The sequence below is a fragment of the Burkholderia sp. Bp9090 genome, from assembly GCF_003857985.1.
Lineage (GTDB): Bacteria > Pseudomonadota > Gammaproteobacteria > Burkholderiales > Burkholderiaceae > Burkholderia.
This window is the reverse complement of record NZ_QTPV01000023.1, coordinates 25,330-50,663: the sequence shown is the minus strand read 5'-3', so window position 1 is coordinate 50,663 and position 25,334 is coordinate 25,330. Positions and strand designations below refer to the sequence as shown.

At 68.7% G+C, this 25,334-nt stretch carries 21 protein-coding genes; 3 read left to right on the top strand and 18 right to left on the bottom strand.

The features are described from left to right. Positions 1 to 14: 14 nt before the first annotated feature. From DIE16_RS20965 to DIE16_RS20925, 9 genes are all read right to left on the bottom strand, one after another. A complete protein-coding gene (locus DIE16_RS20965; RefSeq protein WP_044846740.1) occupies positions 15 to 1,370 on the bottom strand; it encodes a sigma-54 dependent transcriptional regulator in 1,356 nt (451 codons plus the stop codon). A gap of 72 nt (positions 1,371 to 1,442) precedes the next feature. Then, on the bottom strand, positions 1,443 to 3,467 hold the full coding sequence (locus tag DIE16_RS20960) for an ATP-binding protein (protein WP_124486543.1): 2,025 nt from the start codon (positions 3,465 to 3,467) through the stop codon (positions 1,443 to 1,445). Between the two features lie 4 nt (positions 3,468 to 3,471). Continuing rightward, entirely contained in the window at positions 3,472 to 4,761 is a 1,290-nt protein-coding gene (locus tag DIE16_RS20955) for a dicarboxylate/amino acid:cation symporter (RefSeq protein ID WP_044846742.1), read from the bottom strand. 361 nt (positions 4,762 to 5,122) lie between these two features. Continuing rightward, positions 5,123 to 6,808, bottom strand: coding sequence for a cation acetate symporter (locus tag DIE16_RS20950; RefSeq protein WP_124520697.1), 1,686 nt, complete (start codon positions 6,806 to 6,808; stop codon positions 5,123 to 5,125). A gap of 11 nt (positions 6,809 to 6,819) precedes the next feature. Further along, complete coding sequence (locus DIE16_RS20945; protein ID WP_014895931.1) at positions 6,820 to 7,125, bottom strand: DUF485 domain-containing protein; 306 nt, start codon at positions 7,123 to 7,125, stop codon at positions 6,820 to 6,822. Positions 7,126 to 7,222: 97 nt separating this feature from the next. After that, positions 7,223 to 8,428 (bottom strand): CaiB/BaiF CoA-transferase family protein, encoded by a 1,206-nt coding sequence (locus DIE16_RS20940; RefSeq protein WP_124893335.1) that lies wholly within the window; start codon positions 8,426 to 8,428, stop codon positions 7,223 to 7,225. 30 nt (positions 8,429 to 8,458) lie between these two features. Further along, positions 8,459 to 9,604 (bottom strand): acyl-CoA dehydrogenase family protein, encoded by a 1,146-nt coding sequence (locus DIE16_RS20935; RefSeq protein WP_124571341.1) that lies wholly within the window; start codon positions 9,602 to 9,604, stop codon positions 8,459 to 8,461. 14 nt (positions 9,605 to 9,618) lie between these two features. Beyond that, a complete protein-coding gene (locus DIE16_RS20930; protein WP_044846745.1) occupies positions 9,619 to 10,815 on the bottom strand; it encodes an acyl-CoA dehydrogenase family protein in 1,197 nt (398 codons plus the stop codon). Positions 10,816 to 10,844: 29 nt separating this feature from the next. After that, complete coding sequence (locus DIE16_RS20925) at positions 10,845 to 12,980, bottom strand: 3-hydroxyacyl-CoA dehydrogenase NAD-binding domain-containing protein (protein ID WP_124893334.1); 2,136 nt, start codon at positions 12,978 to 12,980, stop codon at positions 10,845 to 10,847. A 244-nt stretch (positions 12,981 to 13,224) separates the two neighbouring features. On the opposite strand from DIE16_RS20925, the gene DIE16_RS20920 reads away from it, so the two are divergent. Together DIE16_RS20920 and ggt are read left to right on the top strand one after the other, a co-directional pair. Beyond that, complete coding sequence (locus DIE16_RS20920; protein ID WP_124893333.1) at positions 13,225 to 14,187, top strand: LysR family transcriptional regulator; 963 nt, start codon at positions 13,225 to 13,227, stop codon at positions 14,185 to 14,187. A gap of 71 nt (positions 14,188 to 14,258) precedes the next feature. Next, entirely contained in the window at positions 14,259 to 16,142 is a 1,884-nt protein-coding gene (gene ggt, locus DIE16_RS20915) for a gamma-glutamyltransferase (protein ID WP_124893332.1), read from the top strand. Between the two features lie 61 nt (positions 16,143 to 16,203). Here the strand turns inward: ggt and DIE16_RS20910 are convergent, their stop codons facing one another. The 6 genes from DIE16_RS20910 to DIE16_RS20885 all read right to left on the bottom strand — a co-directional run bounded on the left by DIE16_RS20910 (position 16,204) and on the right by DIE16_RS20885 (position 21,426). Next, positions 16,204 to 17,169 (bottom strand): ABC transporter permease subunit, encoded by a 966-nt coding sequence (locus tag DIE16_RS20910; protein ID WP_124893346.1) that lies wholly within the window; start codon positions 17,167 to 17,169, stop codon positions 16,204 to 16,206. Continuing rightward, positions 17,169 to 17,966, bottom strand: coding sequence for a taurine ABC transporter ATP-binding protein (locus tag DIE16_RS20905; RefSeq protein WP_124666506.1), 798 nt, complete (start codon positions 17,964 to 17,966; stop codon positions 17,169 to 17,171). Before DIE16_RS20905 ends, DIE16_RS20910 begins: the two co-directional genes overlap by 1 nt. Positions 17,967 to 18,006: 40 nt before the next feature. Further along, complete coding sequence (gene tauA / locus DIE16_RS20900) at positions 18,007 to 19,023, bottom strand: taurine ABC transporter substrate-binding protein (RefSeq protein ID WP_124486550.1); 1,017 nt, start codon at positions 19,021 to 19,023, stop codon at positions 18,007 to 18,009. A gap of 252 nt (positions 19,024 to 19,275) precedes the next feature. Beyond that, positions 19,276 to 20,268 carry a lipoyl synthase gene (lipA, locus tag DIE16_RS20895; protein WP_124486554.1) on the bottom strand — a complete coding sequence of 331 codons (993 nt, stop codon included), beginning with the start codon at positions 20,266 to 20,268 and terminating at the stop codon, positions 19,276 to 19,278. Beyond that, positions 20,261 to 21,016: a lipoyl(octanoyl) transferase LipB gene (gene lipB, locus DIE16_RS20890; RefSeq protein ID WP_124571346.1), complete on the bottom strand. Its 756-nt coding sequence runs from the start codon at positions 21,014 to 21,016 to the stop codon at positions 20,261 to 20,263. Before lipB ends, lipA begins: the two co-directional genes overlap by 8 nt. 83 nt (positions 21,017 to 21,099) lie before the next feature. Beyond that, positions 21,100 to 21,426, bottom strand: a complete 327-nt coding sequence (locus tag DIE16_RS20885) for a DUF2917 domain-containing protein (RefSeq protein ID WP_044846777.1) — start codon at positions 21,424 to 21,426, stop codon at positions 21,100 to 21,102. Between the two features lie 102 nt (positions 21,427 to 21,528). Here DIE16_RS20885 and DIE16_RS20880 point away from each other — a divergent pair, with 102 nt between their 5' ends. Further along, positions 21,529 to 22,518, top strand: coding sequence for a transcriptional regulator GcvA (locus DIE16_RS20880; RefSeq protein ID WP_044846754.1), 990 nt, complete (start codon positions 21,529 to 21,531; stop codon positions 22,516 to 22,518). Here DIE16_RS20880 and DIE16_RS20875 read toward each other — a convergent pair. Genes DIE16_RS20875 through DIE16_RS20865 form a run of 3 tightly spaced genes read right to left on the bottom strand, consistent with a single transcriptional unit; the run spans position 22,502 to position 25,101 of the window. Then, a complete protein-coding gene (locus tag DIE16_RS20875; protein WP_044846755.1) occupies positions 22,502 to 22,810 on the bottom strand; it encodes a YbeD family protein in 309 nt (102 codons plus the stop codon). The genes DIE16_RS20880 and DIE16_RS20875 overlap by 17 nt on opposite strands. Further along, positions 22,810 to 23,736, bottom strand: a complete 927-nt coding sequence (locus DIE16_RS20870) for a D-amino acid aminotransferase (RefSeq protein WP_124520683.1) — start codon at positions 23,734 to 23,736, stop codon at positions 22,810 to 22,812. The genes DIE16_RS20875 and DIE16_RS20870 overlap by 1 nt, the downstream gene beginning before the upstream one ends. Positions 23,737 to 23,784: 48 nt before the next feature. After that, positions 23,785 to 25,101 carry a D-alanyl-D-alanine carboxypeptidase family protein gene (locus DIE16_RS20865; RefSeq protein WP_044846757.1) on the bottom strand — a complete coding sequence of 439 codons (1,317 nt, stop codon included), beginning with the start codon at positions 25,099 to 25,101 and terminating at the stop codon, positions 23,785 to 23,787. Positions 25,102 to 25,334 lie beyond the last annotated feature (233 nt).

Sequence of the window (25,334 nt, the reverse complement as noted above, 5' to 3'; positions counted from 1 at the left end):
GGTCCGTCTCTTTTTCAGCGCTCGGTTTCGCCTTTCGCCGACAGCCCGTAGCGCTTCATCTTCTCGTACAGCGTCGCCTTGCCGACATGCAGCCGGTCGGCCGTCGCGGCGACCGCGCCGCCCGTCTGGTTCAGCGCCTCGGCGATCACCGCGCGCTCGAACTGCTCGATGCGCTCCTTCAGCGTCTGGTCGCTCTCGGCGTCGTCGCCGCTCGCACCGGCTTCCTGCGGCATGTCGGCGACGCCGAGCACGAAGCGGTCGGCCGCGTTGCGCAGCTCGCGCACGTTTCCGGGCCAGTCGCGCTGCATCAGGCTCGCGCGCTGCCGGTCGGTCAGCACGGGGGCCGGCCGCCCGTAGCGCACGGCCGCGTCGAGCATGAAGTGCTCGAACAGCGGCACGATGTCCTCACGGCGCTCGGCGAGCGGCGGCAGTGCGATCGTCACGACGTTGAGCCGGTACAGCAGGTCGCGCCGGAACGTGCCGGCCGCGACGAGTTCGCTCATGTCGCCTTTCGCGGCCGCGACGACGCGGCAGTTCACGCGGATCGGCTGGTTCGAGCCGAGCCGCTCGAGCACGCCGTCCTGCAGCACGCGCAGGAGCTTCACCTGCAGCGCGAGCGGCATGCTTTCGATTTCGTCGAGGAACAGCGTGCCGCCGGACGCATATTCGAGCTTGCCGACGCGGCGCTTCGCGGCTCCGGTGAACGCGCCGGGCTCGTAGCCGAACATCTCCGACTCGAACATCGGCTCGGGCAGCGCGCCGCAGTTCACCGCGATGAACGGCTTGTCGCGGCGCGGCGACAGCTCGTGCAGGCTGCGCGCGATCAGTTCCTTGCCGGCGCCCGTGTCGCCGTTGATCAGCACCGATGCGTCGGTGGGCGCGACGTTCGCGATCAGCTTGCGCACCTGTTCGATCGCCGGACTGCGGCCGATGATGCGCGGCGCGACGATGTTCTGGCCGGCCAGCTCGCGCCGCAGCGCATGGTTCTCGAGCACGAGCTCGCGCCGCTCGAGCGCGCGGCGGACCGTCTCGATCAGCCGCTCGGCCGCGAACGGCTTTTCGATGAAGTCGTACGCGCCGTCGCGCATCGCCTGCACGGCCATCGAGATGTCGCCGTGGCCGGTGACGAGGATCACGGGCACGTCGGGCACGCGCTCGCGGCACTGCGCGAGCAGGTCGAGCCCGCTTGCGCCGGGCAGCCGGATGTCGCTGACGATCGCGCCCGCGGTTTCCGCGACGATCGCCTTGTCGGCCGCCTCGGCCGATTCGAACCCGACGACGTCGAACCCGGCGAGCTGGAGGCTCTGCACGCTCGCCCGGCGAACGAGCGCATCGTCTTCGATATAGATCACTTGCAGCCGGTTGGCCATCGTAGTCACTTGCTCCTGACAGACCGCGCGGCGGTGGTGCGCGCGGCTCTCGTTGATGCGGTCGTGCGGTGCCTAGCGCGAGCCCGCCGGCTCGGACACGGCGTCCGGATGATGCGTGCGCGCGCGCCGCAGCGTCAAGACGAACAGCGCGCCGCCGGACGGCGCATTGCGCGCGGTCAGCGCGCCGCCCGCGTCGCTCGCGATCGACGACGAGATCGCGAGCCCGAGCCCGAGCCCGCGCCCCATTTCCTTGGTCGTGAAGAACGGTTCGAACAGTCGCGGCAGCAGCTCGGGCGCGATGCCGGAGCCGTTGTCGCGCACCTCGACCGCGAGCGTCGCGACCGACACCGCGATCGTCACTTCGATCGCCGGCGCGGCGACGCCCGCGACCGCGTCGAGCGCGTTGCCGAGCAGGTTGATCAGCACCTGTTCGAGGCGCAGGTCCTCGCAGCGGGCGACGAGTTCCGGATAGTCGCGCGCCAGGTCGAGCGGCGCATCCTGCGCGGGCGACACCGTCGCATCCTGCAGCGTCAGCGTGAGCGCGACGCCGCGCAGCCGGTCGCCGAGCAGCGACAGCACGCTGCGCAGCGCGCGCACGACGAGCGCCTGTTCGTTGCGCGGCTTCGCGCGGCCGACGAACAGCTTCAGCTGGTTGGTGATCTTGCCCATCCGCTCGGTCAGCGCGGCGATCGCCTCGAGGTTCTCGCGCGCGGCCGCCTGCTCGCCGCGATCGAGCAGCACGCGCGTGTTGTCCGAGAAGCTGCGCAACGCCGCGAGCGGCTGGTTCAGTTCATGCGTGATGCCGGCCGCCATCTGGCCGAGTGCGGCGAGCTTGCTCGCCTGGATCAGTTCGTCGTGCGCGGCGCGCAATTCCTGCTCCGCGCGGATCCGGTCGCCGACTTCCTTCTGCAATTGCTCGTTCGCTTCCGACAGGTCGGCCGTGCGTTCCTCGACGCGCCGGTTCAGCTCCGCATACGCCTGCTGCAGCAGCGCGCGGCCGCGGATCATCTCGCGCACGCGCGCGCGGCGCATGCGCCAGTAGAACGCGAGCAACGCGACCGACACGAAGCCGAAGCCCGTGACGATCGTCGCGTTGCGCGCGTCGGCGTCGATGGGCGCGATCGGCGCGAGCGTGACGAGCAGCCAGTCGGGCTCGCCGATCCGCCGCTTGCTGGCGAGGAAACGCGGCGCGCGCAGGCCAGGGCCTACGCCGGCCGCACCGAGGCGCACGATCTCCGCATCGGCGCCGAGCACCTGCTCGACGCGCAGCGGCAGCGGCGTGACGGGCTGCTGCGCGTACTGGCGCGTCTCGTAGATCGACGCGGCGACGGGCCCCGTCAGCGGATGCAGCGTGTGGTACTTCCAGGCGGGCACGGACGACAGGAACACGACGCCGTGATCGTCCGCGACGACGAGCGGCTCGGACGCGTCGGCGCCCTGGAACCATTCGAGATTGAGCTTCACGACGACGACGCCCGCGATCCTGCCGTCGCGCCACACCGGCTGCGAGATGTAGTAGCCGGGGTCGCGGGAGATCGTGCCGATCGCGAAGAAGCGGCCGACCCGGCCGTTCATCGCGTCGATGAAATATGGACGAAACTGGTAGCCGGTCCCGACGAAGCTGTCCGGCGCGCGCCAGTTGCTGGCGGCGACGCACAGGCCGTCCGCGCCGATCACGTAGGTGACGGTCGCGTGCGCGTGTTCGTTGAGGTCTTCGAGATAGCGGTTCGCGCGCGCGGTGAAATCGGCGCGCTTCGGCTCGGCGAGCAGGTCCAGCACGTACGGATGGCTGCCGAGCAGATAAGGCAGCGATTCGTAGCGGTCGAGCGTGCTCTTGAGCGCGTTGGTGGTGCGGTCGACCCGCACCGCGGCGTTGCGCTGCAGCTCGGCGACGCCGCGCTGCCACGTGATGGTCCACGTCAGCGCGCACGCCGCCGCGAGCGCGGCGGCAAGCACGACGAGGATGAGCAGGCGGCGCTTCACGGACGTGACTTCCTGGCGATGCGGATCGCCTATTGTGTCATAGGGCGCCTCGTCGCTGCCCCGGCCGCCGCGCGGCGCACCGCCCGCGGGCGGTGCCGCCGCCTGCTCCTTCATGACGTCAGACGCCGGCCGTCTCGGTCGGCGTGACCTCGCCGCCGCCCTTCAGCGCCTGGCGCAGCTTGTTGCGGTCGAGTTCCTTCTCCCAGGCCGACACGACGACCGTCGCGACGCCGTTGCCGACGATGTTGGTCAGCGCGCGGCATTCGCTCATGAAGCGGTCGATGCCGAGGATCAGCACCATGCCCGACAGCGGGATCGTCGGCACGACCGCGAGCGTCGCGGCGAGCGTGATGAAGCCCGCGCCCGTGACGCCGCTCGCGCCCTTCGACGTCAGCATCGCGACCGCGAGCAGCGTGAGCTGCTGCATCCACGTCAGTTCGATGTTGGTCGCCTGCGCGATGAACAGCACGGCCATCGTCATGTAGATGTTGGTGCCGTCGAGGTTGAACGAATAGCCGGTCGGCACGACGAGGCCGACGACCGAACGCGAGCAGCCGGCTTTCTCGAGCTTTTCCATCAGTTGCGGCAGCGCGGCTTCCGACGAGCTCGTGCCGAGCACGATCAGCAGCTCTTCCTTGATGTACGACACGAAGCGGATGATCGAGAAGCCCGTGAAGCGCGCGATCGCGCCGAGCACGACCAGCACGAACACGACCGACGTCAGGTAGAACGTGCCGATCAGCTTGAGCAGCGGCACCAGCGAGCCGACGCCGTACTTGCCGATCGTGAACGCCATCGCGCCGAACGCGCCGATCGGCGCCAGCTTCGTGACGATGTGCACGATGCCGAACAGCACGCGCGTGAGGCCGTCGATGAAGTCGGTCACGACCTTGCCTCGTTCGCCGAGGTGCGCGAGCACGCTGCCGAACAGCAGCGCGATCAGCAGGATCTGAAGGATTTCACCCTGCGCGAACGCGTCGACCATCGTGTTCGGGATGATGTGCATCAGGAAGTCGACCGTCGACTGCCCGTGCGCCTTCGCCGCGTACGACGCGACTTCCTTGCCGTTCAGCGTCGCCGGATCGATGTTGAAGCCGACGCCGGGACGCAGGATGTGCGTGGCCGCGAGGCCGAGCAGCAGCGCGAAGGTCGACACGATCTCGAAGTACAGCAGCGCCTTGCCGCCGACGCGGCCGACCTTCTTCATGTCCTCCATGCCGGCGATGCCGGTGACGACCGTACAGAAGATGATCGGTCCGATCACCATCTTGATCAGCTTGATGAAGCCGTCGCCGAGCGGTTTCATCTCGGTGGCGAGCGACGGATAGAAGTGGCCGAGGATCACGCCGACGATGATGGCGAAGATCACCTGCACATAGAGCACTTTGTAGAAGGGTTTCTTCTTCACGATGGTTCCTGCTGAAGTAGATGATGAGCCGGTGGAAACGGCGTCACGCGCGCAGGCGAATGTCTCAGGGGAGAAGGCATTCGCCCGCGCGGCTGCCGTGCCGCAACAAGCGATGCCTCAGGACATCCGGAGGGGGAGGAAGGCATTGGTCATCGGTTGTCTCCTTGCTTGCTGTAGTAGTTCGGCCGGGGGATGGCCGTGCGCTTTATATCGCAAGGTCGATGCCAGGTTTCCGGAGCCCCTCAAGCCGTTGTTTTCATTGTATTTCTCATAATGCGGCAGGCAAGGAAATCCGGGATTCCGGATTTCCGGAAAATATCCGTCCGGCGATCCGGACGGAGCGATCGTTTCATCAGACGAATCAATGCTGCACGGCTTCACCGGCCAGCACGCCCGTCTGCGCATAGAACTCCTGCTGCGCGAACGCGTCGCGCTCGCGACGCGCGCGCTCGCCGCGGTCCGCGAACGAGCCGACGACGATCCCGACGAACGCGAGCGGCACCGACACGAGCGCCGGGTTGTCGAGAAACACCGGCGCGTGCGCGTGGTGCAGCACGTCGACCCACACCGACTTCGACAGCACCGTCAGCGCCACCGCCGACGCGAGGCCGAGGCCGCCGCCGAGCACCGCGCCGCGCGTCGTCATCCCGCGCCAGAAGATCGACATCGCGAGCACCGGGAAATTGGCGCTGGCAGCCACCGCCGCGACGAGGCCGACCATGAACGCGACGTTGACGTGCTCGAACAGGATCGACAGCGCGATCGCGACCGCGGACAAGCCGATCGTCGCCGCGCGCGAGATGCGCATTTCCAGCCGCTCGTCAGGTTTGCCGCGCGCCCACATCTGCGCATACAGGTCGTGCGAGATCGTGGTCGCGCCGGCGAGCGTCAGCCCGGCGACCACCGCGAGGATCGTCGCGAACGTGACGGCCGCAATGAAGCCGTAGAACCAGTTGCCGCCGACCGCCTGCGCGAGCTTCACGGCGACCATGTTCGAGCCGCCGAGCAGGTCGTGCGTCAGGTTGAACGTGCCGTTCGCGCCGAGCCGGAAGAATTCCGGATGCTGCGCGAGCAGCACGATCGCCGAGAAGCCGATCACGAACGTCAGCAGATAGAAATAGCCGATGAAGCCGGTCGCGTAGAGCACCGACTTGCGCGCCTCCTTCGCGTTCGGCACCGTGAAGAAGCGCATCAGGATGTGCGGGAAGCCGGCCGTGCCGAACATCAGCGCGATGCCGAGCGACAGCGCGTTGGCCGGATCGCGGATCAGCTTGCCGGGCCCCATGATCGACAGCGCGCCCGGATGCACGGCCACCGCGCGACGGAACATCTCATCGACGCTGAAGCCGAATTCGGCGAGCGCGAGCAGGACGAGCAGCGTCGCGCCGCACAGCAGCAGCACGGCCTTGATCACCTGCACCCAGGTGGTCGCGGTCATCCCGCCGAAGAACACGTAGACGACCATCAGCACGCCGACGATCAGCTCGGCCGTGCCGTACGACAGCCCGAACAGCAGCTGGATCAGCTTGCCCGCGCCGACCATCTGCACGACCAGGTACAGCACGACGATCGTCAGCGCGTTCGCGGACGTCAGGAGCCGGATCGGCCGCTGCGCGAAGCGGTACGCGACCACGTCGACGAACGTGAACTTGCCGAGGTTGCGCAGCGGCTCGGCGATCAGGAACATCACGAACGGCCAGCCGACCAGGAAGCCGATCGAGTAGATCAGCCCGTCGAAGCCGAACATGAACACCATCCCGGAGAGCCCGAGGAACGACGCGGCCGACATGTAGTCGCCCGCGATCGCGAGCCCGTTCTGCAGCCCGGTGATACCGCCGCCGGCCGTGTAGAAGTCGCGCGTCGAACGCGTGCGGCGCGCGGCCCAGCGCGTGAGCGCGAGCGTCGCGAACACGAACGCGAAGAACATCGCGATCGCCACCGGGTTCAGCTCGACCTTGTCGGGCATCGGGCCCGCGACGCCGGTCGCGTGCGCGGTGGAGGAAACGAGAACGGCCAGCGCGCCGAGCGCGCTCGAAGTGCGTCGCATGTCGGCCTCCGTCACGAACGCTGCAGGATCGCGTCGACGCGGCGGTCGAACGCACGGTTCGCGCGCAGCACGTAGCACGCGGTCAGCCCGATCGCGACCAGGATGATCGCGACGCCCGCGGCGATCCCGACCGTGGTCGTCGCACCGCGGTACAGCGGCGCCGCAAGCACGTGCGGCGCGAGCGCGACGAGCAGGATGAAGCCGTAGTACGTGGCGATCATCAGTGCCGTGAGCGTGAAGCTGAAGCGGCGCCGTGCGCGCACGAGCTGCTGGTAGTCACGGCGCGCCGTGACCGATTCGATGACGGAAAGCTCCATGGTGTCTCCAATGTCTCCTCGTCGTTTCGCGAGAAGTGTCTTGTGGATGGCCGGCGCGCCCATCGATCCGCCCGCGCCGTGGCGGCACGTCAATGCGTTACACGACGCGATCCGCGCGCAGTCGCGCGACCTCGTCCGCCGACATCCCGAGCCAGCCGCCGAGCACGTCGTCCGTATCCGCGCCGAGCACCGGCGGCGCGCCGCGCACCGGCAGCCGCGCACCGTCGAAGCGATACGGCGGCGCCAGCACGTCGACGCCGCCCGCGACCGGGTGCGGCTGCCGCGTGACGAGCCCCGCCCGGGTCGCGCGCTCGGAGGTCAGCGCCTCGTGCAGCCCGAGCACTTCGCCGCACGGAATGCCGCCGGCGGCGAGCGCCGCGAGCAGCTTCGCGCGCGGCCGCCGCGCAAGTTCGCCGCGAATCTCCGGCAGCAGCGCGGCGCGGTTCTCCGAGCGGCCGAGATTGGTCTTGTAGCGTTCGTCCGCGGCGAGGTCGGGCCGCTCGATCGCATCGCAGAAACGCGCGAACTGCGTGTTGTTGCCGACCGTGATCACGAGCGGGCCGTCGGCCGCGTCGAACACGCCATACGGCACGATCGACGGATGCGCATTGCCGTAGCGCGGCGGATCCTCGCCCATCAGCAGCGCATCGAGCCCGTAGTACGCGGTGATCATCAGCCCGCAGTCGAACAGCGCCATCTCGATGCGCCGCCCGCGCCCCGTCGCATGACGCTCGTACAGCGCGGCGAGGACCGCCTGCGCCGAATACATGCCGGTGAACAGGTCGACCGCCGCGACACCGAATTTCAGCGGCGGCTGGCCGGCCTCGCCGTTCAGCGCCATCAGCCCGGCCTCGCCCTGCACGACGAGGTCGTAGCCGGGCCGCGCGGCTTCCGGGCCCGAGCGGTCGTAGCCCGAAATCGCGCAATGCACGAGCCGGGGATTGAGCGCGGCCAGCGCGTCGTAGCCGAGCCCGAGTTTTTCCGCGCCGCCGAACTTGAAGTTGTGCAGCACCACGTCGGCCTGCGCGGCCAGCTCGCGCGCGAGCCGCCGCCCTTCGTCGGTCTGCAGGTCGAGACAGATCGAGCGCTTGCTTCGGTTCACGCTGTTGAAGTAGGTCGTTTCGGTGTCGCCGATCCGCAAGCCCCAGTCGCGCGTGTCGTCGCCGCGCGCCGGATGCTCGACCTTGATCACTTCCGCGCCGAAATCGGCAAGCACCATCGCGCACCACGGGCCTGCCAGCACGCGCGAGAAATCGAGCACCTTCACGCCGGCCAGCGGCAACGCGCGCGATTCGTTCGTCATCCTTGTCTCCTCCATTCGCGTCGTTCGTCTTTATTGTTTCGACAGCGCGATGTAGCGCGCGAGATGGTGATCCTCGTCGCCGAGCTGGTGATCGATCATCACGAGCCGCTTCGCGTAATGCGACAGCGGCAGCTCCCACGTCATCCCGATCCCGCCGTGCAGCTGGATGCTCTCCTCGGCGACCAGCGTGCCGATCCGGCCGATGGTGTACTTGGCCGCCGCGAGCGCGCGTTCGCGCACCGCGCGCGGCGCATCGAGCTGCGCGGCCGCGTTGATCACCGCCGAGCGCGCCTGCTCGACTTCGAGCAGCAGGTCGGCCATCCGGTGCTGCAGCGCCTGGAAGCTGCCGATCGGCATGCCGAACTGCTTGCGCGTGCGCAGGTAGTCGAGCGTCGCTTCCTTCGCGACGTCCATCGCGCCGAGCGCCTCCGCCGACAGCGCGAGCAGCCCGTAGCCGAGCACGTGTTCGAGCAATGCGGCGCCTGCTTCGTCGTCTTGCGTTTCCGGCACGGCGAGCGCCGCATCGCCCGGCAGCACGACGCGCTCGAAGCGCACCTCGGCCGCGCGGCCGCCGTCGATCTTCTTGTAGTCCCGCAGCGACACGCCCGGCGCGTCGGCCGGCACGACGAACAGGCCGATGCCGGCCGCGTCGTCGTCCTGACCGGACACGCGCGCGCTGACGACGAAGAACGCCGCCTGCGCGGCCTGGTCGACGACGCCTTTCGCGCCCGTCAGCACCCAGCCGTCGCCGGCACGCTCGGCGCGCGTGCGCACGGTCGTCAGTTCGTAGTGCGAGCCCGGCTCGTCGTGCGCGAACGCGGCGCTCGCGCTGCCGTCGATCAGCGCGGCCAGCCGCGCGCGATGCGCGTCGCCGCCGGCCAGCGCCAGCGCGCGACCCGCGAGCAGCGTGCCGAGGAACGGCTCGACCACGAGCCCGCGGCCGAGGCATTCGAACACCACGGCGATGTCGAAACCCGCGCCGCCGAAGCCGCCGTCGGCTTCGGAAAACAGCGCGCCGACCGCGCCGAGCTCGGCGAAGCGCCGCCACATCGCGCGATCGAAGCCTTCGGCCGACTGCGCGATGCGGTCGCGCACCGGGAACGCATACCGTTCGGTGATGAAGCGGTTCAACGTGTCCGCCAGCATCCGGCGGTCTTCTGTGTGCTGGAAATCCATCGTCGCGTCCCTCGTTACAGCCCGAGCATCATCTTCGCGATGATGTTCTTCTGGATCTCGTTCGAGCCGCCGAAGATCGACAGCTTGCGGTTGTTGAAGTACTGCTGCGCGGCGCTCGCGGCCTCGTCCGGGCCGACCGGCTCGCCGTCGTAATCGGCATCGAGTGCTGCGTCGACGAACGGCTGCGCGTACGGCCCCATCGCGCGGCGCATCAGCGCGGTGATCTCCTGGCGGATCTGCGTGCCGCGGATCTTCAGCATCGAGCTTTCCGCGCCCGGCACGCCGCCGCCCGCGACCGCGGCGAGCACGCGCAGGTTGGTCGTGCGCATGTTCTCGAGTTCGATCTCGACGCGCGCGATGCGCGCCGCGAAGAACGGATCGTCGGCGAGCGGCCGGCCGTTCTTCGTGACCTTCGCGGCCACCGCGCGCAGCCGCTCGAGCGCGGCCGTCGAGAAGCCGATCCCGGCGATGTTGGTGCGCTCGTACGTGAGCAGGTATTTCGCGCAGGTCCAGCCGCGGTTTTCTTCGCCGACCAGGTTCGCCACGGGCACGCGCACGTCGGTGAAGAACACTTCGTTCACCTCGTGCTCGCCGTCGAGCGTGATGATCGGGCGCACCTCGACGCCCGGCGTGTTCATGTCGATCAGCAGGAAGCTGATGCCCTCCTGCTTGCGCACGTCGGTCGCGGTGCGCACGAGGCAGAAGATCATGTTCGCGTAGTGGCCGAGCGTGGTCCACGTCTTCTGGCCGTTGACGACGTAGTGATCGCCATCGCGCACCGCGCTCGTCTTCACCGATGCGAGGTCGGAACCGGCGCCCGGCTCCGAATAGCCCTGGCACCACCAGTCGGTGCCGTCGAGAATGCGCGGCAGCCAGTGGCGCTGCTGCGCTTCGCTGCCGTACTTGATCAGCACGGGCCCAAGCATGTTGACGCCGAACGGCACGATGCGCGGCGCACCGGCGAGCGCGCATTCGTTGTCGAACAGGAACTTCTGCGCGACGCTCCAGCCGGGGCCGCCGTATTCGCGCGGCCAGTGGCTCGCGAGCCAGCCGCGGGCGTTCAGGATTGCGTGCCATTCGCGCATGTCGTCGCGCGTCAGGTGCAGGCCGCCCTTCACCTTGCGCGCGGTGCGCGCGGGCAGTTCGGCGGCGAGGAAGCGCTGCACTTCGGTGCGGAACGCTTCCTCTTCGGGAGTGAAATTGAGGTCCATCGTGGGTCCGTTGCGAATGCGGTGGGCGTTCAGTCGATACGGTTCAGGCTCGCGAAATCCGCGCCGCGCCCGACCAGCTCGACGAGCAGCGGCGACGGTTTCCAGAACAGCGGATCCTCCTGCGCGAACGCGCGGATGTCGGCGAGCACGTTCGCGAGGCCGACCGTGTCCGCGTAGTGCATCGGGCCGCCGCGATGGCGCGGGAAGCCGTAGCCGTACAGGAACACCGCGTCGACGTCGAGCGGGCGCAGCGCGATCTTCTCGTGCACGACGTTCGCGCCTTCGTTGATCATCGCGGCAAGGTAGCGGCGCAGGATCTCGTCGTCGGTGAACGTGCGCGGTGCGATGCCCTTCTTCGCGCGTTCGTCGGCGACGATTGCCTCGACTTCCGGGTCCGGCATGCCGACGCGCGCGCCGTCCGGATACAGGTAGTAGCCGCGCCCCGTCTTCTGGCCGAACCAGCCGCGCTCGCACAGCCGGTCGGAAATCTCCACGTAGCGCGCGCGCGGGTCGCGCGTGGCCGCGCGGCGCTTGCGGGTCGCCCAGCCGATGTCGCCGCCCGCGAGGTCGACGACCTGGAACGGCCCCATCGGGAAGCCGAATTCGCGCACTACGCGATCGATCTGGTACGGCGATGCGCCGTCCTCCATCAGGTAGTCGGCCGCGGTGCGATAGACGGCGAGGATCCGGTTGCCGATGAAGCCGTCGCACACGCCGGCGCGCACCGGCGTCTTTTTCAGCTGTTTGGCCAGCGCGAACGCGGTCGCGACGACGTCATCGGCGACGCGCGCCGGCACGACGATCTCGAGCAGCTTCATCACGTTCGCCGGCGAGAAGAAATGCAGGCCGATCACGTCGGCCGGCCGGTCGATGCCGGCGGCGAGCTCGTCGATGTCGAGATACGACGTGTTGGTCGCGAGCACCGCGCCCGGCTTGCACGCGCGCGCGAGCTCGGCGAACACCGCCTTTTTCACGGCCATGTCCTCGAACACCGCCTCGATCACGACGTCGGCCTGCGCGAGCGCGTCGTACGACGTGCTGCCCTTGAAGCGCGCGAGCCGCGCCGCGTGCGCGGCCGGCGTCATCCGCCCCTTCGCGACGAGCCCGTCGTACACCTTCTCGACATGCGCGCGGCCGCGCGCGAGCGACGCTTCGTCGCGTTCGATCATCGTCACCGGCAACCCGGCGTCGAGTGCCGCGACCGCGATGCCCGCGCCCATCGTGCCGCCGCCGACCACGCCGATCCGCTCGACCGGACGCGCGCTCGCGCGGCGCGCCTCGGGCGCCTTCGCGGCCTCGCGTTCCGCGAAGAACGCGTGCACGAGGCCCGCGCGCTGCGGGCTGTCGACGCACTGCAGGAACAGGCTGCGTTCGAGCTTCATCCCCGCGTCGAACGACAGCGTGAGCGCGGCCTCGACCGCGTCGACGATCTTCGCCGGCGAGAACAGGCCGCGCGACTTCTTCGGCAACTCGGCGCGCGCCGCGTCGATCGCGGCCTGCGCGGCCGCGCGGTCGGCGAGCCCCTGCGCGTCGCGCGTGCGCCGAGCCGGCGCGCCGAGCGACACGAGTTCCTGCGCATAGGCGAGGCCTTCGGCGAGCGTGTCGTCGCTGTGCGCGACGCGATCGACGAGGCCGAGCGCGAGCGCTTCGTCGGCGCTCGCGTGACGCCCCGTCAGCATCAGGTCGAGCGCGGCCTGCGCGCCGATCAGGCGCGGCGCGCGCTGCGTGCCGCCCGCGCCGGGCAGCAGGCCAAGGGTGACTTCGGGCAGCCCGAGCTTCGCGCCGGGCACCGCGAGCCGGTAATGCGCGGCGAGCGCGACTTCGAGGCCGCCGCCGAGCGTCGCGCCGTGCAGCGCCACCACGACCGGCTTCGCACTCGACTCGATCCGCTCGCAGACGTCGGGCAGCGACGGCGGCACGGGCGGCTTGCCGAATTCGCGGATGTCGGCGCCCGCGATGAAGTTGCGGCCGGCGCCGACGATCAGCACCGCGCGGATCGCGGCGTCGGCCTGCGCGGCGTCGAGCGCGTCGGCGAGGCCGCGCCGCACATCGGCGGACAGCGCGTTGACGGGCGGATGGTCGATCGTGACGACGAGCACCTTGTCGCGCCGTTCGCGCGCGACGGTGCCGGTCTGGGCGGGTTCGGGGGAAGCGGTTGAATTCATCGTGTCTCCATTGCGGTGCGCCATGCGGGCGGGACCGGTCGCCAGGCCGGCGAGCGGCGCAGCTTCCCGATCCCGCGCGGCGGGAAACGATCCGGCGCATGTGCCGGGCATGACTCGATTCTCGATTGATCGAGATTCATTGACAATTCCCGCCCGGCTTTACAAGCTGTCAAGTCTGGCTTGACATTGAATGCTTTCGGACCGCTTCGGGTCCTTAAGCGGGACGGATCAGGAGACACCGGGCATGGACCTGAACGCGCTGACGCTGCTCGTCGAGATCCTCGACGCGGGCAACCTGAGCAAGGCCGCGCAGCGGCTCAAGATGAGCCGCGCGAACGTCAGCTACCGGCTGAACCAGCTCGAGCGCTCGATCGGCCAGCAGCTCGTGCGCCGCACGACGCGCCGCATCGAGCCGACCGAAATCGGGCTGAAGCTGTACGAGCACGGCCGGCGCATCCGCAACGAACTGCTCGCCGCGCAGGAATCGGTGACGACGCTCGGCCAGGACCTGCAGGGCCGCGTGCGGCTGTCGGTGCCGAGCGGCTATGGGCAGATGGTGATGTCCGACTGGCTGCTCGCGTTCAAGCGGCGGCATCCGGGCATCGTGCTCGACGTGGTGTTCGAGAATCGCGTGGAGGACCTGATGCGCGACGAAGTCGATATCGCGATCCGCGTGATGTCCGAGCCGCCGCAGAATCTCGTCGCGCGCGACATGGGCGCGGTGCGCTACGTCGCGTGCGCGTCGCCCGCGTTCGCGGCCGCGCACGGCATGCCCGCGAGCCTCGGCGCGCTGGCCGCCGCGCCGGTCGTCACCGCGACGGTGCTGGGGCGGCAGCTGCGGATCGCCGCGTACCTCGGCGACGAGCGCCACGAGGTGCTGCTCGAGCCCACGCTGATTTCGGAGAACTTCCTGTTCCTGCGCCAGGCGATCCTCGCCGGGATCGGCGTCGGCATCGTGCCCGACTACGTGATGCAGGACGACATGCGGCGCGGCACGGTCGTCACGTCGCTCGACGCGTATCGTCTCAGCATCTTCGGCACGCACATGTACATGCTCTACATGCCGAACCGGCACCACACGCGTGCGACCGCGACGTTCATAGAGTTCATCCTCGAACAGGCCGGAAAGGCCGGCCGGGGCGGGCCCGGCGGGATGCGTCAGGGTTTCCTGTCGGATGACAATCCGCCGGCCGCACGGCGACAATAGCGCGCCGTCCGTGCGGAGCGCGTGCCGCGCACACGCCGCCTCCTTCGAATTCACTGTTGCCGAGGGTTTCAATGTTCGACCGGATCCGTCCGCATTTGCGTCCCCGGACGCTCGTCGCCACGCTCGCGCTCGTCGCGCTCGTCACGTTCGGCGCCGGCTGCACATCGCCGTCCGCGCCGTCGGGCGCCGTCGTCCCGGTCGCTGCCGCATCGGGCGCCGCGGTGCCGCTGCCCGGCGTTCACGCGCCCGAACTGGCGTCCGGCTGGACCGACAAGCCGGGCTGGACCTCGCAGCGCTTCATGATCGCGGCCGCGAACCCGCTCGCCACGCAGGCCGGCTACGAGATGCTGAAGGCCGGCGGCACCGCGATCGACGCGGCGATCGCCACGCAGATGGTGCTCGCGCTCGTCGAGCCGCAATCGTCGGGGCTCGGTGGCGGCGCGTTCATGCTGTACTTCGACGGCCGTGCGACGCAGGCGTACGACGGCCGCGAGACCGCGCCGGCCGCCGCGACCGACCGGCTGTTCTACGGCCCGACCGGCCAGCCGATGGGCTTCTACGAAGGTGTCGTGGGCGGCCGTTCGGTCGGCACGCCGGGCGTGCTGCGGATGCTCGACGCCGCGCACCGCGCGCACGGCAAGCTGCCGTGGCGCCGGCTGTTCCAGCCCGCGATCCGGCTCGCCGAGCACGGCTTCACGATCAGCCCGCGCCTCGCGATGCTGATCGCGAACGACAAGTACCTGATGAACGACCCGGCCGCGCGTGCGTACTTCTACAACAAGGACGGCACGCCGAAGGCGGCCGGCACGGTGCTGAAAAACCCCGCGCTCGCGACCGTGCTGCGCCAGGTTGCCGATCGCGGCGCGAATGCGTTCTACACCGGTGCGATCGCGCGCGACATCGTCACGAAGGTGCGCAAGCACCCGACCAATCCGGGCCTGCTGTCGCTGCAGGATCTCGCGCGCTACAAGGCGAAGGTGCGGGCGCCGCTGTGCACCGACTACCGGCGCTCGGTGGTGTGCGGGATGCCGCCGCCGTCGTCGGGCGGCCTCGCGATCGCGCAGATGCTCGGCATCCTCGAGGCGATGCCCGACTGGCAGCAGATCGGCGCGCAGAAGCCGGTGCGCAACGAAGTCGGCTACGAGCCGACGCCGTTCGCCGCGCACCTGTTCAGCGAAGCGGGACGCCTCGCGTATGCGGACCGGGCGCGCTACGTCGCCGATCCGGATTTCGCGCCGCTGCCGGGCGGCAGCTGGGCGAGCCTCGTCGACCGGACCTATCTCGCGCAGCGCGCGCGCCTGATCGGCGACACCAGCATGGGCGTCGCGCAGGCCGGCACGCCGCAGGGCGCGACGCTCGCGCTGGCCGACGACCGCAGCCCCGAATTGCCGTCGACGTCCGACATCGCGATCGTCGACCGCTACGGCCAGGCGCTGTCGATGACGACCAGCGTCGAGGACGCGTTCGGTTCGCGGCTGATGGTGCGCGGGTTCATGTTGAACAACCAGTTGACCGATTTCTCGTTCGTGTCGAACGAGAACGGGCGGCCGGTCGCGAACCGCGTGCAGCCAGGCAAGCGGCCGCGCTCGTCGATGTCGCCCGAACTCGTGTTCGACCAGAAGACGAAGCAGGTGACGATGATCGTCGGCTCGGCCGGCGGCCCCGCGATCATCAACCACGTCGCGAAGACGATGATCGGCGTGATGGACTGGGGGATGACGATGCAGCAGGCGATCGCGCTGCCGAACGTCGGGTCGATGAACGGGCCGACGCAGCTCGAACGCGGCCGCGTGTCGGACGCGCTCGTCGACGGGTTGAAAGGGCGCGGGCACGACGTGCGGGTCGTCGAGATGAATTCGGGACTGCAGGGGATCCAGCGGCTGAACGTGCAGGGGCAAACGGTGTGGTTCGGCGGGGCCGACCCGCGGCGGGAAGGCGTCGCGATGGGCGAGTGACGCGACTGGCACGACCGGCACGGGCGGTGCGCATGCGCCGCCCGCGGGTCTCATCCGGGCATCACCCCCGCCCCTTCCACGGCACCACCCGCCGCTCGACCCACCGCATCGCGAGATCGAACAGCCATGCGATCGCGCCGATGATCAGGATCCCCATCACGACGAGATCGGTACGCAGGAAGCTCGACGCGTTGAGTACCATCTGCCCGAGCCCGGCCGTCGCGGCGACCATTTCGGCCGCGACCAGCGTCGTCCAGCCGAATCCGATCGCGATCCGCAAGCCGGTGAGGATTTCCGGCAGCGCCGCCGGCAGCACGACATGGCGCACGATCTGCGCGAAGCTGCCGCCGAGCGAATACGCGGCGTTGATCTGCTCGACGGTTGCCGCGCGCACGCCGGCACGGGCGGCCATCGCGATCGGCGCGAAGCATGCGAGGAAGATCACGACGAGCTTCGCCGTCTCGTCGATGCCGAACCAGATCACGACGAGCGGCAGATACGCGAGCGGCGGCAGCGGCCGGTAGAACTCCAGCAGCGGATCGAGCACGCCGCGCGCGATGCGGCTCACGCCCATCAGGATCCCGGCCGGCACGCCGATCGCAGTGGCGAACACGAAGGCGCCGAACACGCGCGCGGCGCTCCACAACAAATGCTCCGACAACGGCAGGCCGCCCTGGATGCGGCCATGCCACGCGTCGACGAACGCGGCCCATACCGCTTCCGGCGCGGGCAGGAACAGCGGCGGCAACCACTGCCGGTGCGTCGCGACCCACCACAGCACGGCCAGCGCCGCGACCGTCGCCGCGCTGAGCGCGGCCGTCCGCCCCTGCCCCGGCAACCGGTAGCGATGCGATGCGCGAGCCGGACGCACCGCGTGACGCTGTTGCGTCGCGCGTTGATCCTGCCCGAACTCCGAGGCTGCTCGATCGGCTGCCAACGATTCCTGCGTGCTCATGTCGACCTGCCTGTGCAAAGTACTGATCCGGCCGCGCCCGACGGACGCGCCCCGTCGCGCGAACTCATGCATCACGCGCGCTCCGCCACCGCCTCGTCGCGATGCAGATACGCGATCAGCCGCTCGCGCCACGCGATGAATTCCGGCGACGACTTCACCGCGCGCGCATCGCGCGATTCGACGTAGCGCCGCGCGAACGGCAATTCGAACGTTTCCGCGATCCGGCCGGGGCCGGGCGTCATCACGACGAGACGCGTCGCGAGGAACAGCGCCTCCTCGACGTCGTGCGTGATGAAGAACACCGTCTTGCCGGTGCGTGCCCACACGTCGAGCACGAGCGCCTGCATCGTGCCGCGCGTCATCGCGTCGAGCGCGCCCATAGGCTCGTCCATCAGCAGCACGCGCGGATCGCTCGCGAGCGCACGCGCGATGCCGACGCGCTGCTGCATCCCGCCCGACAGCTCGTACACGCGCGCGTGCGCATGCTTGTCGAGCCCGACCAGCGCGAGCATCTCCCGCGCCCGCGCTTCGCGTTCGGCCTTCGACACGCGTGCGAAGCGCAACCCGAGCGCGACGTTCTCGAGCACGTCGAGCCACGGCAGCAACGCGTATTTCTGGAACACGACACCGCGATCGGCGCCGGGGCCCGTGACCGGCACGCCGTCGACGCGCACGTCGCCGGTCGTCGGCGCGACGAAGCCGGCCATGCAGTTCAGCAGCGTCGTCTTCCCGCACCCGGACGCGCCGAGCGCGACGACGAATTCACCGGCTTCGATGCGCAGGTCGACGTGCGCGAGCGCCTGCGTCGTCGGCCGGCCGCGTTCGCCGGGATAGTCGACCGATACCTGACGGACTTCCAGCGTGCTCATGATCGAAGGGCTCCGCGACGAGTGGGCTGAACGGCCGCGCTCAGCGCGCGGCCTTCTGCACGAACTGCGGATCGACGCCGGCCGAATAGTCGGACAGCACCGTCTGGATCGTGCCTTGCGATTTGAGGAACGTGGCCGTGGCCGCGAGCGACTTCGCGGCGCCCGATTGCGCGCCGCCGCCGAGCCACGTCGGCGAAGCCTGCTCGGCCGCCGTCGGGAACGCGTAGAGCGCGAGGCTGGCCGGCACGTCCTGCGCGTTCGCGCCGGACACCTTCGCGACCGCCGCGACCTGCGGCGAACCGACCTTCCACGCGGCAGCGTGCGCGCGGTAGTCGGCGTCTGCCGCCGCGAGCACCTTCACGAAGCGCGTGACGAACTCGGGGTTCTCGCGCGCGAACTTGCGGCTCACGACGAAGCCGTCGAAGGTCGACTTGCCGCTTTCCTTCGCAACCTGGCCCGACGTCGTGAGCACGGTGCCCGACTGCTTGACCTTCGCGAGCACCGGATCCCAGATGTAGGTCGCGTCGATGTCGCCGCGCGCCCACGCAGCCGCGACTTCGGGCGGACGCAGGTTGACGATCTTCACGTCGTTCGGATTGACGCCCGCGGCCTGCAGCGCGACGAGCGTATGGAAGTGCGACGTCGACACGAACGGCACGCCGATCTTCTTGCCCTTCAGCCCGGCGACGTTCGTGACGCCCGAGCCGTTGCGCGCGACGAGCGCCTCGGCGTCGTTGATGTTGTCGAGCACCCAGAACAGCGAGATGTCGAGCCCCTGCGACAGGCCGGCCGCGATCGGGCTGGAACCGGCCTCGCCGAGCTGCACGGAGCCCGACGCGAGCGCGCGGATCACGTCGGCGCCGCTGTCGAGCTTGCGGAACGTGACCTTGTAGCCGGTCGCCTTTTCGACTTCACCGCTCGCCTGCGCATAGCGCCACGGCACGACCATGTCCTGGTACGCGATCACGACCTCGCGCGATTCGGCGTGCGCCGCACCCAGCGCGGCAAAGGCGGTCAGCGCGACGACGGCGCGGCGGACGAAGCTGAAACGGGACATGCGGCTCTCCTTCGGGATGCGGGCATTGCTGCGGGAGAGCCGACTCTACGAGCTTTGCGCGCGGCGGGAGCGAACTTATCCTGCGAAGCTATCGATGCCGTTTCAGCTTTGCTTTCCATGCTCGACCGGATTGCGTGTCCGGTCGGGTGACGATTGCCGTGCGCATGCGCGGATGGCCGCCGCGCCAACGAAAAAGCCCGCATCGCTGCGGGCTTTTTTCGACTGCGCGAGACAATCGCGGCATCGCGACGCTCAGACCACCCCGGCCCCATGCGCCTGCAGATCGGCGTGATAGCTCGAACGCACCATCGCGCCGACGGCCGCGTGCGTGAAGCCCATCTTGTACGCCTCTTCCTCGTACATCTTGAACGTATCCGGATGCACGTACGCACGCACCGGCAGGTGGTGCTCGGACGGTTGCAGGTACTGGCCGATCGTCAGCATGTCGACGTCGTGCGCGCGCAGGTCGCGCATCACCTGCAGGATTTCCTCTTCGGTCTCGCCGAGGCCGACCATCAGGCCCGACTTCGTCGCGACGTCCGGATGCAGCGCCTTGAAGTCCTTCAGCAGCTTCAGCGAGTGCGCGTAGTCCGAACCCGGGCGCGCTTCCTTGTACAGGCGCGGCACCGTTTCGAGGTTGTGGTTCATCACGTCGGGCGGCGCGGCGTTCAGGATCGAGATCGCGCGGTCGAGACGGCCGCGGAAGTCCGGCGTCAGGATCTCGATGCGCGTGTCCGGCGACTGCTCGCGCACTTCACGGATGCACTCGACGAAGTGGGCGGCGCCACCGTCGCGCAGGTCGTCGCGGTCGACGCTCGTGATCACCACGTACTTGAGCTTGAGCGCCGCGATCGTGCGCGCGAGGTTCTTCGGTTCGTCCGCGTCGAGCGGATCGGGACGGCCGTGGCCGACGTCGCAGAACGGGCAGCGGCGCGTGCACTTGTCGCCCATGATCATGAACGTCGCGGTGCCCTTGCCGAAGCACTCGCCGATGTTCGGGCAGCTCGCTTCCTCGCACACGGTATGCAGGTTGTGCTCGCGCAGGATCGTCTTGATCTCGTTGAAGCGCGAGCTGCCGGTGGCCGCCTTCACGCGGATCCACTCCGGCTTCTTCAGCTTCTCGATCGGAACGACCTTGATCGGGATGCGCGCCGTCTTCGCCTGCGCCTTCTGCTTGGCGGTGGGATCGTAGGCAGCGGTCGCGGCCGAGTCGGCCGGTGCGGGGGAAGCGGTAACGTCAGTCATTCGAATGTTCCAGTGCCTGCGGCTTGTCGGCGGCCGCGGATGCGCCATCGAGGTTGGCAATCAGACGACCCACCAGCGTGTGGGCGACGTCGTTCCAGTCGGCGGCAACCTCGAGGCTCGCCATGTCGACGGTTTCCAGTCCGGCATAGCCGCACGGGTTGATCGCGAGAAACGGGCGCAGATCCATCTTCACGTTCAGGCTCAGCCCGTGATAGCTGCAGCCGTTGCGGATCTTCAGGCCGAGGGCCGCGATCTTCGCGCCTTCGTGCACGCCGGATGCCACGTAGATGCCCGGCGCGCCCGCCTTGCGGACCGAAGCGAGATTATACGCCGCGAGGGTTTCGATCACGGCCTCCTCGATCTTCGTCACGAGCGTGCGCACCATCAGCTTGCGCCGGCGCAGGTCCAGCAGCAGGTAGGCGACGATCTGGCCGGGGCCGTGGTAGGTGATTTGCCCGCCGCGGTCGACCTTCACGAGCGGCACGCCGCTGTCGGCCACCAGCAGGTGGGCCGGGTCGCCGGCCTGGCCGAGCGTGTAGACGGGCGGATGCTCGACGACCCAGATTTCGTCGCCGGTGTCGGCCGTGCGCGTGTCGGTGAACGCGCGCATCGCGTCGAAGCTCGTCTCGTAGGCCTCGCTGCCCCGCCAACGCACGGTGACCGGCACGACGGGCTGGACCGGAGACCCGGCGGGCGATTCGGAAACAGCGACAGGCGTGGACACGATGGCAACCGGCGAGACGGACATGGGCGCTAGTTTACCGAAAACCCATGCGTCTCGCCGGCCCGGGAAGGGGACGGATCGCGAGCATCCGTCGGAGGAAAGGTCGGTCAGACGGTGCGCCAGCCGTCGTGGAACAGCGCGTTCACGCGGTTGCGCAGCCGCGCCAGCGCGCCGCGCGCGACTTCCCCGGCCGGCCGCGACACCGAGAACGCGACCTGCGCGCCCTGCCGGCCTTCCGCGCTGAGCCACAGCCGCTCGCCGCGACGCAGCCGGAGCGTCTCGCCGTCGACCAGGAAGTAGTCTTCGACGTCGTTGCTGCGCGTCGCCCACACCGGCCCGCATTGCACCGTCAGACGCGTGCTGCGCTGCACCTTCATCGGCACGGTCTCGCCCGCGGGGATTTCGAACGTGATGCTTGAAGAAATTTCTTGCATGATCGACTCCGCCAATAAATGCTTCGATGGCTACAATCGTAGTCACTTCAAGGCACCCGACAAAACGACCAATTTTCACGTCGATGTGAGGAAAATTAGCAAATGGACCTCCGCCAGCTGCCTGCGCTGAACGCGATTCGCGCGTTCGAAGCCGCCGCCCGTCACGAGAATTTCTCCCGCGCCGCCGACGAGCTGTACGTCACCCACGGCGCGGTCAGCCACCAGGTTCGCGCGCTCGAGGAGGAGCTCGGCGTGCAGCTGTTCACGCGCAACGGCAAGCGGCTGTGCCTGACCGACGCCGGCATGCGCTACGCGCAGCAGGTCCGCACCGCGCTGATGCAGATCGCCGATGCGACGCGCGAGGTGCGCGCGAGCGACCGCGGACGGCGGCTGGTGGTGTCGATGCTGTCGTCGTTCGCCGCGCGCTTCATCACGCCGCGCATCGGCACGTTCATCGAGCGGCATCCGGAAATCGACGTCGAGCTGCAGTCCACTAACTCGCTCACCGACTTCGCGCGCGACGACGTCGATCTCGCGATCCGCTTCGGCTCCGGCAGCTATCCGGGGCTGCACGTCGAGCCGCTGTTCGAGGAAGTGTTCTTTCCGGCGTGCTCGCCGACGCTGAACGGCGGCAAGCTGCCGCAGACGCCCGCCGATCTCGTGCACTACAACCTGTTGCGCTCGGACGACGAGCTGTGGCGGCCGTGGTTCGACGCGGCGGGGCTCGATACATTGACCGAGCCGAAACGGGGGATTCTGTACCAGGATTCGTCGAACCTGCTGCTGGCCGCGATCGACGGCCAGGGCATCGCGCTGGTGCGCCGCTCGCTCGCGGTGCACGACCTGCTGGACGGGCGCCTCGTGCGCCTGTTCGACATCGACGGGCAGAGCCCGTGGCACTATTTTTTCGTGTGTCCGCCGCCGCTCGTGAACACGCCGCGCGTGCAGGCCTTCAGGACCTGGCTGCTTCAGGAAGTCGCGGAGTACCAGCAGCTGTGCGACGAGCTGGACGCGCGGCGCGCGGCGGGGAAAACCCCCGCCGAGTGCGCGCAGGAAGGAGGATGGAAAGCGGCCCTCAGAGCACGACCTTGACCATCGGATGGCCGGTCAGTGCGCGGTAGATGTCGTCGAGCTGTTGCTGGCTCGTGGCGCGCACGGTGATCGTGAGGCCGGTGTAGTTGCCGCCGCTCGAGGCACGCTCCTCGATCTTCTCGACGTCGATCTCGTTGTCGTGGACGGCCACGACCTTGAAGATCGTATCCTTGAACTCCGGGTGCGCCTTGCCCATGATCTTGATCGGGAAGTCGCACGGAAACTCCAGCAGCGACTCCTTCCGGGCATCGATCGCGCCGGTGACCTCGATGGTTTTGGTCGGTTCGCTCATCACTTTCTCCGGGTTAGGTCAAACTGTTCAAACTCGCGTGCCTTCGCACGCTGGTACGCGTCGTACAACGCCGCGAACACGGGGCCCGGCTTGCCGCCCTGCACGGGCAGGTCGTCGAGCGACGTGACGGGCAAAATCTCCTTCGTGGCCGACGTGATCATGATCTCGTCCGCCGAGCGCAGCTCAGCTTCGCTGATCTCGCGCGCGACGAACGGAATGCCGCATTCGTCGGCCAGCTGCTCGACCAGCGCGTAGCGGATCCCTTCGAGGATCCTGTTGCTGCGCGGCGGCGCGTACAGCTCGCCGTTCTTCACGACCCACACGTTCGACGACGAACCTTCGGTCACGTTGTCGTCGCGCAGCTGGATCGTCTCGAACGCGTCGCGTTCGGCCGCATGCTGCGCCATCAACACGTTGCCGAGCAGCGAGATCGACTTGATGTCGCAATGCAGCCAGCGGCGATCCTCGGCCGTCACGCAGCGCACGCCCTGCGCGCGCTCCTGGTCCGACGGCAGGCGCAGCGGGCTCGTCATCGCGAACACCGTCGGCACCGTATTCGCCGGGAACGCGTGGCCGCGCTTCGCGACACCGCGCGTCACCTGCAGGTAGACGAGCGCATGGCCGTCGCCGAGGCCTTCCGCATTCGCGGCGACCACGCGCTCGATCAGCGCGCGCCAGCCGGCCGCGTCATGCGGATTGTCGATGCCGATCTTCTTCAGGCTGCGCGCGAGCCGGTCCAGATGCTGTTCGATCCGGAACGGCACGTGCGCGCCGTCATGCGCATAAACGGGGACGACTTCATACACGCCATCGCCGAAGATGAACCCGCGGTCGAGCACCGGCACGCGGGCTTCCGACAGCGGCACCAGTTCCTCGTGCGACGACACGCTGAGGTAGACGATCGGTTCGAATTCGGCTTGGCTCATGGCAATGACAGATGGGGATGAAGTCGTGAAAACAAAGGCCCGTCGCGCTTACTTCTTCTTGCTGAACATCAGCAGGATCGAGTCCCAGATACGGCCGAAGATACCCGCTTCCGGCACGGCCTGCAGCGCGACGACCGGGAACTCCGACAGCGTCTTGCCATCGGCGACGATCTTCACGGTACCGACCTGCTGGCCTTCCGCGAGCGGCGCGATCAGCGGCGCGTTGACCTCGACTTCCGGCTTGACCTTGTCGCCCAGGCCGCGCGGCACGGTCACCCACTGGTCGCCCTTCACGCCGACCTGCACGGTGTTTTCCTTGCCCTTGTAGATGCGCGGCGTCGACATCGCCTGGCCGCCCTTGAACAGGCGCACCGCGTCGAACGCGCTATAGCCGTAGTTCAGCATCTTCATGCTGTCCTGCGTGCGCTCGCCTTCCTTCTGCTCGCCCATCATCACCGACACGAGACGCCGCTGGCTGTCGACACCCGGGATCGCGCGCTTCGCCGACGCGATCAGGCAGTAGCCGGCCGCCTGCGTATGGCCCGTCTTCAGGCCGTCGACCGTCGGATCCAGCCACAGCAGGCGGTTGCGGTTGCCCTGGCGGATGTTGTTGTACTTGAATTCCTTCTCCGAGAAGATGCTGTAGTACTGCGGAAAATCGCGGATCAGGTGCGCGGACAGCTTCGCGAGGTCGCCGGCCGTCGTGTAGTGGTTCGGGTCGGGCATGCCGTTCACGTCGGCGAAGTGGGTGCCCTTCATGCCGAGGCGCGCCGCCTCGTCGTTCATCAGCGTGACGAACTGCCCTTCGCTGCCGCCGACGAGTTCGGCCAGCGCGATCGCGGCGTCGTTGCCCGACTGGATGATCATCCCGTACACGAGGTCGTGCACCGACACCGGCTTGTTCGCCTCGATGAACATGCGCGACTCGTCGGTGCCGACGCGGCGTACCGCGACGCTCGGCGTGACGATCTGCTCCATCGAGATCTTCTTCTTGTCGAGCGCCTCGAACACCAGGTAGGCCGTCATCAGCTTCGTCAGCGATGCGGGCTCGACGCGTTCGTCGGCGTTGCCCGAGGCGAGCACCGTGTTGCTCGTCGCATCGACGAGCACCCACGAGCGCGCGTTCACGCCCGGCGGCGGCACCGCGCCCGGCATGAAGGTCGCGGGCGCGCCGGTGAACTGCTCGGCGGCGGCGGCCGGCGCGGCATGCGCGGCCTTGGCCTTGGCGGCCGGCTTCGCCTCGGCGACGACGATCGTCGACGCGAGCGCGACGGGCAGCATCACGCCGAGCGCGACGTTGCGCGCGGCGGTGCCGAAGGCGATGGAAGAAGCGAGGGACTTGAGGCCTTGGGGAGACAGACGCATGATCGATTCAGGCTGATGGCAGAAAGTGCGGCGCGAAACGCGCAAGGGTTGAACGGCAAGGCGGCGGGCGTTCCGGCGTTCGTCCGACTGCGTCGGACGGCGCGAAACGCGCCGGTTGGACTCGTGCGGACGCGTTCGGTTCGCGGCCGTCGCGAGCGGGCGGACAGGCGGCGAAACGAGCGCCGCATGGGCCCAGCCGGGCCGCGGGCGACGCGAATTGCGGCCATTATACG

What these genes read in the sequence shown, in the direction of transcription:
- DIE16_RS20965 (WP_044846740.1), bottom strand. Translation starts at nt 1,370, where the DNA reads ATGGCCAACCGGCTGCAAGTGATCTATATCGAAGACGATGCGCTCGTT.
- DIE16_RS20960 (WP_124486543.1), bottom strand. Translation starts at nt 3,467, where the DNA reads ATGAAGGAGCAGGCGGCGGCACCGCCCGCGGGCGGTGCGCCGCGCGGC.
- DIE16_RS20950 (WP_124520697.1), bottom strand. Translation starts at nt 6,808, where the DNA reads ATGCGACGCACTTCGAGCGCGCTCGGCGCGCTGGCCGTTCTCGTTTCC.
- DIE16_RS20945 (WP_014895931.1), bottom strand. Translation starts at nt 7,125, where the DNA reads ATGGAGCTTTCCGTCATCGAATCGGTCACGGCGCGCCGTGACTACCAG.
- DIE16_RS20940 (WP_124893335.1), bottom strand. Translation starts at nt 8,428, where the DNA reads ATGACGAACGAATCGCGCGCGTTGCCGCTGGCCGGCGTGAAGGTGCTC.
- DIE16_RS20935 (WP_124571341.1), bottom strand. Translation starts at nt 9,604, where the DNA reads ATGGATTTCCAGCACACAGAAGACCGCCGGATGCTGGCGGACACGTTG.
- DIE16_RS20930 (WP_044846745.1), bottom strand. Translation starts at nt 10,815, where the DNA reads ATGGACCTCAATTTCACTCCCGAAGAGGAAGCGTTCCGCACCGAAGTG.
- DIE16_RS20925 (WP_124893334.1), bottom strand. Translation starts at nt 12,980, where the DNA reads ATGAATTCAACCGCTTCCCCCGAACCCGCCCAGACCGGCACCGTCGCG.
- DIE16_RS20920 (WP_124893333.1), top strand. Translation starts at nt 13,225, where the DNA reads ATGGACCTGAACGCGCTGACGCTGCTCGTCGAGATCCTCGACGCGGGC.
- ggt (WP_124893332.1), top strand. Translation starts at nt 14,259, where the DNA reads ATGTTCGACCGGATCCGTCCGCATTTGCGTCCCCGGACGCTCGTCGCC.
- DIE16_RS20910 (WP_124893346.1), bottom strand. Translation starts at nt 17,169, where the DNA reads ATGCATGAGTTCGCGCGACGGGGCGCGTCCGTCGGGCGCGGCCGGATC.
- DIE16_RS20905 (WP_124666506.1), bottom strand. Translation starts at nt 17,966, where the DNA reads ATGAGCACGCTGGAAGTCCGTCAGGTATCGGTCGACTATCCCGGCGAA.
- tauA (WP_124486550.1), bottom strand. Translation starts at nt 19,023, where the DNA reads ATGTCCCGTTTCAGCTTCGTCCGCCGCGCCGTCGTCGCGCTGACCGCC.
- lipA (WP_124486554.1), bottom strand. Translation starts at nt 20,268, where the DNA reads ATGACTGACGTTACCGCTTCCCCCGCACCGGCCGACTCGGCCGCGACC.
- lipB (WP_124571346.1), bottom strand. Translation starts at nt 21,016, where the DNA reads ATGTCCGTCTCGCCGGTTGCCATCGTGTCCACGCCTGTCGCTGTTTCC.
- DIE16_RS20885 (WP_044846777.1), bottom strand. Translation starts at nt 21,426, where the DNA reads ATGCAAGAAATTTCTTCAAGCATCACGTTCGAAATCCCCGCGGGCGAG.
- DIE16_RS20880 (WP_044846754.1), top strand. Translation starts at nt 21,529, where the DNA reads ATGGACCTCCGCCAGCTGCCTGCGCTGAACGCGATTCGCGCGTTCGAA.
- DIE16_RS20875 (WP_044846755.1), bottom strand. Translation starts at nt 22,810, where the DNA reads ATGAGCGAACCGACCAAAACCATCGAGGTCACCGGCGCGATCGATGCC.
- DIE16_RS20870 (WP_124520683.1), bottom strand. Translation starts at nt 23,736, where the DNA reads ATGAGCCAAGCCGAATTCGAACCGATCGTCTACCTCAGCGTGTCGTCG.
- DIE16_RS20865 (WP_044846757.1), bottom strand. Translation starts at nt 25,101, where the DNA reads ATGCGTCTGTCTCCCCAAGGCCTCAAGTCCCTCGCTTCTTCCATCGCC.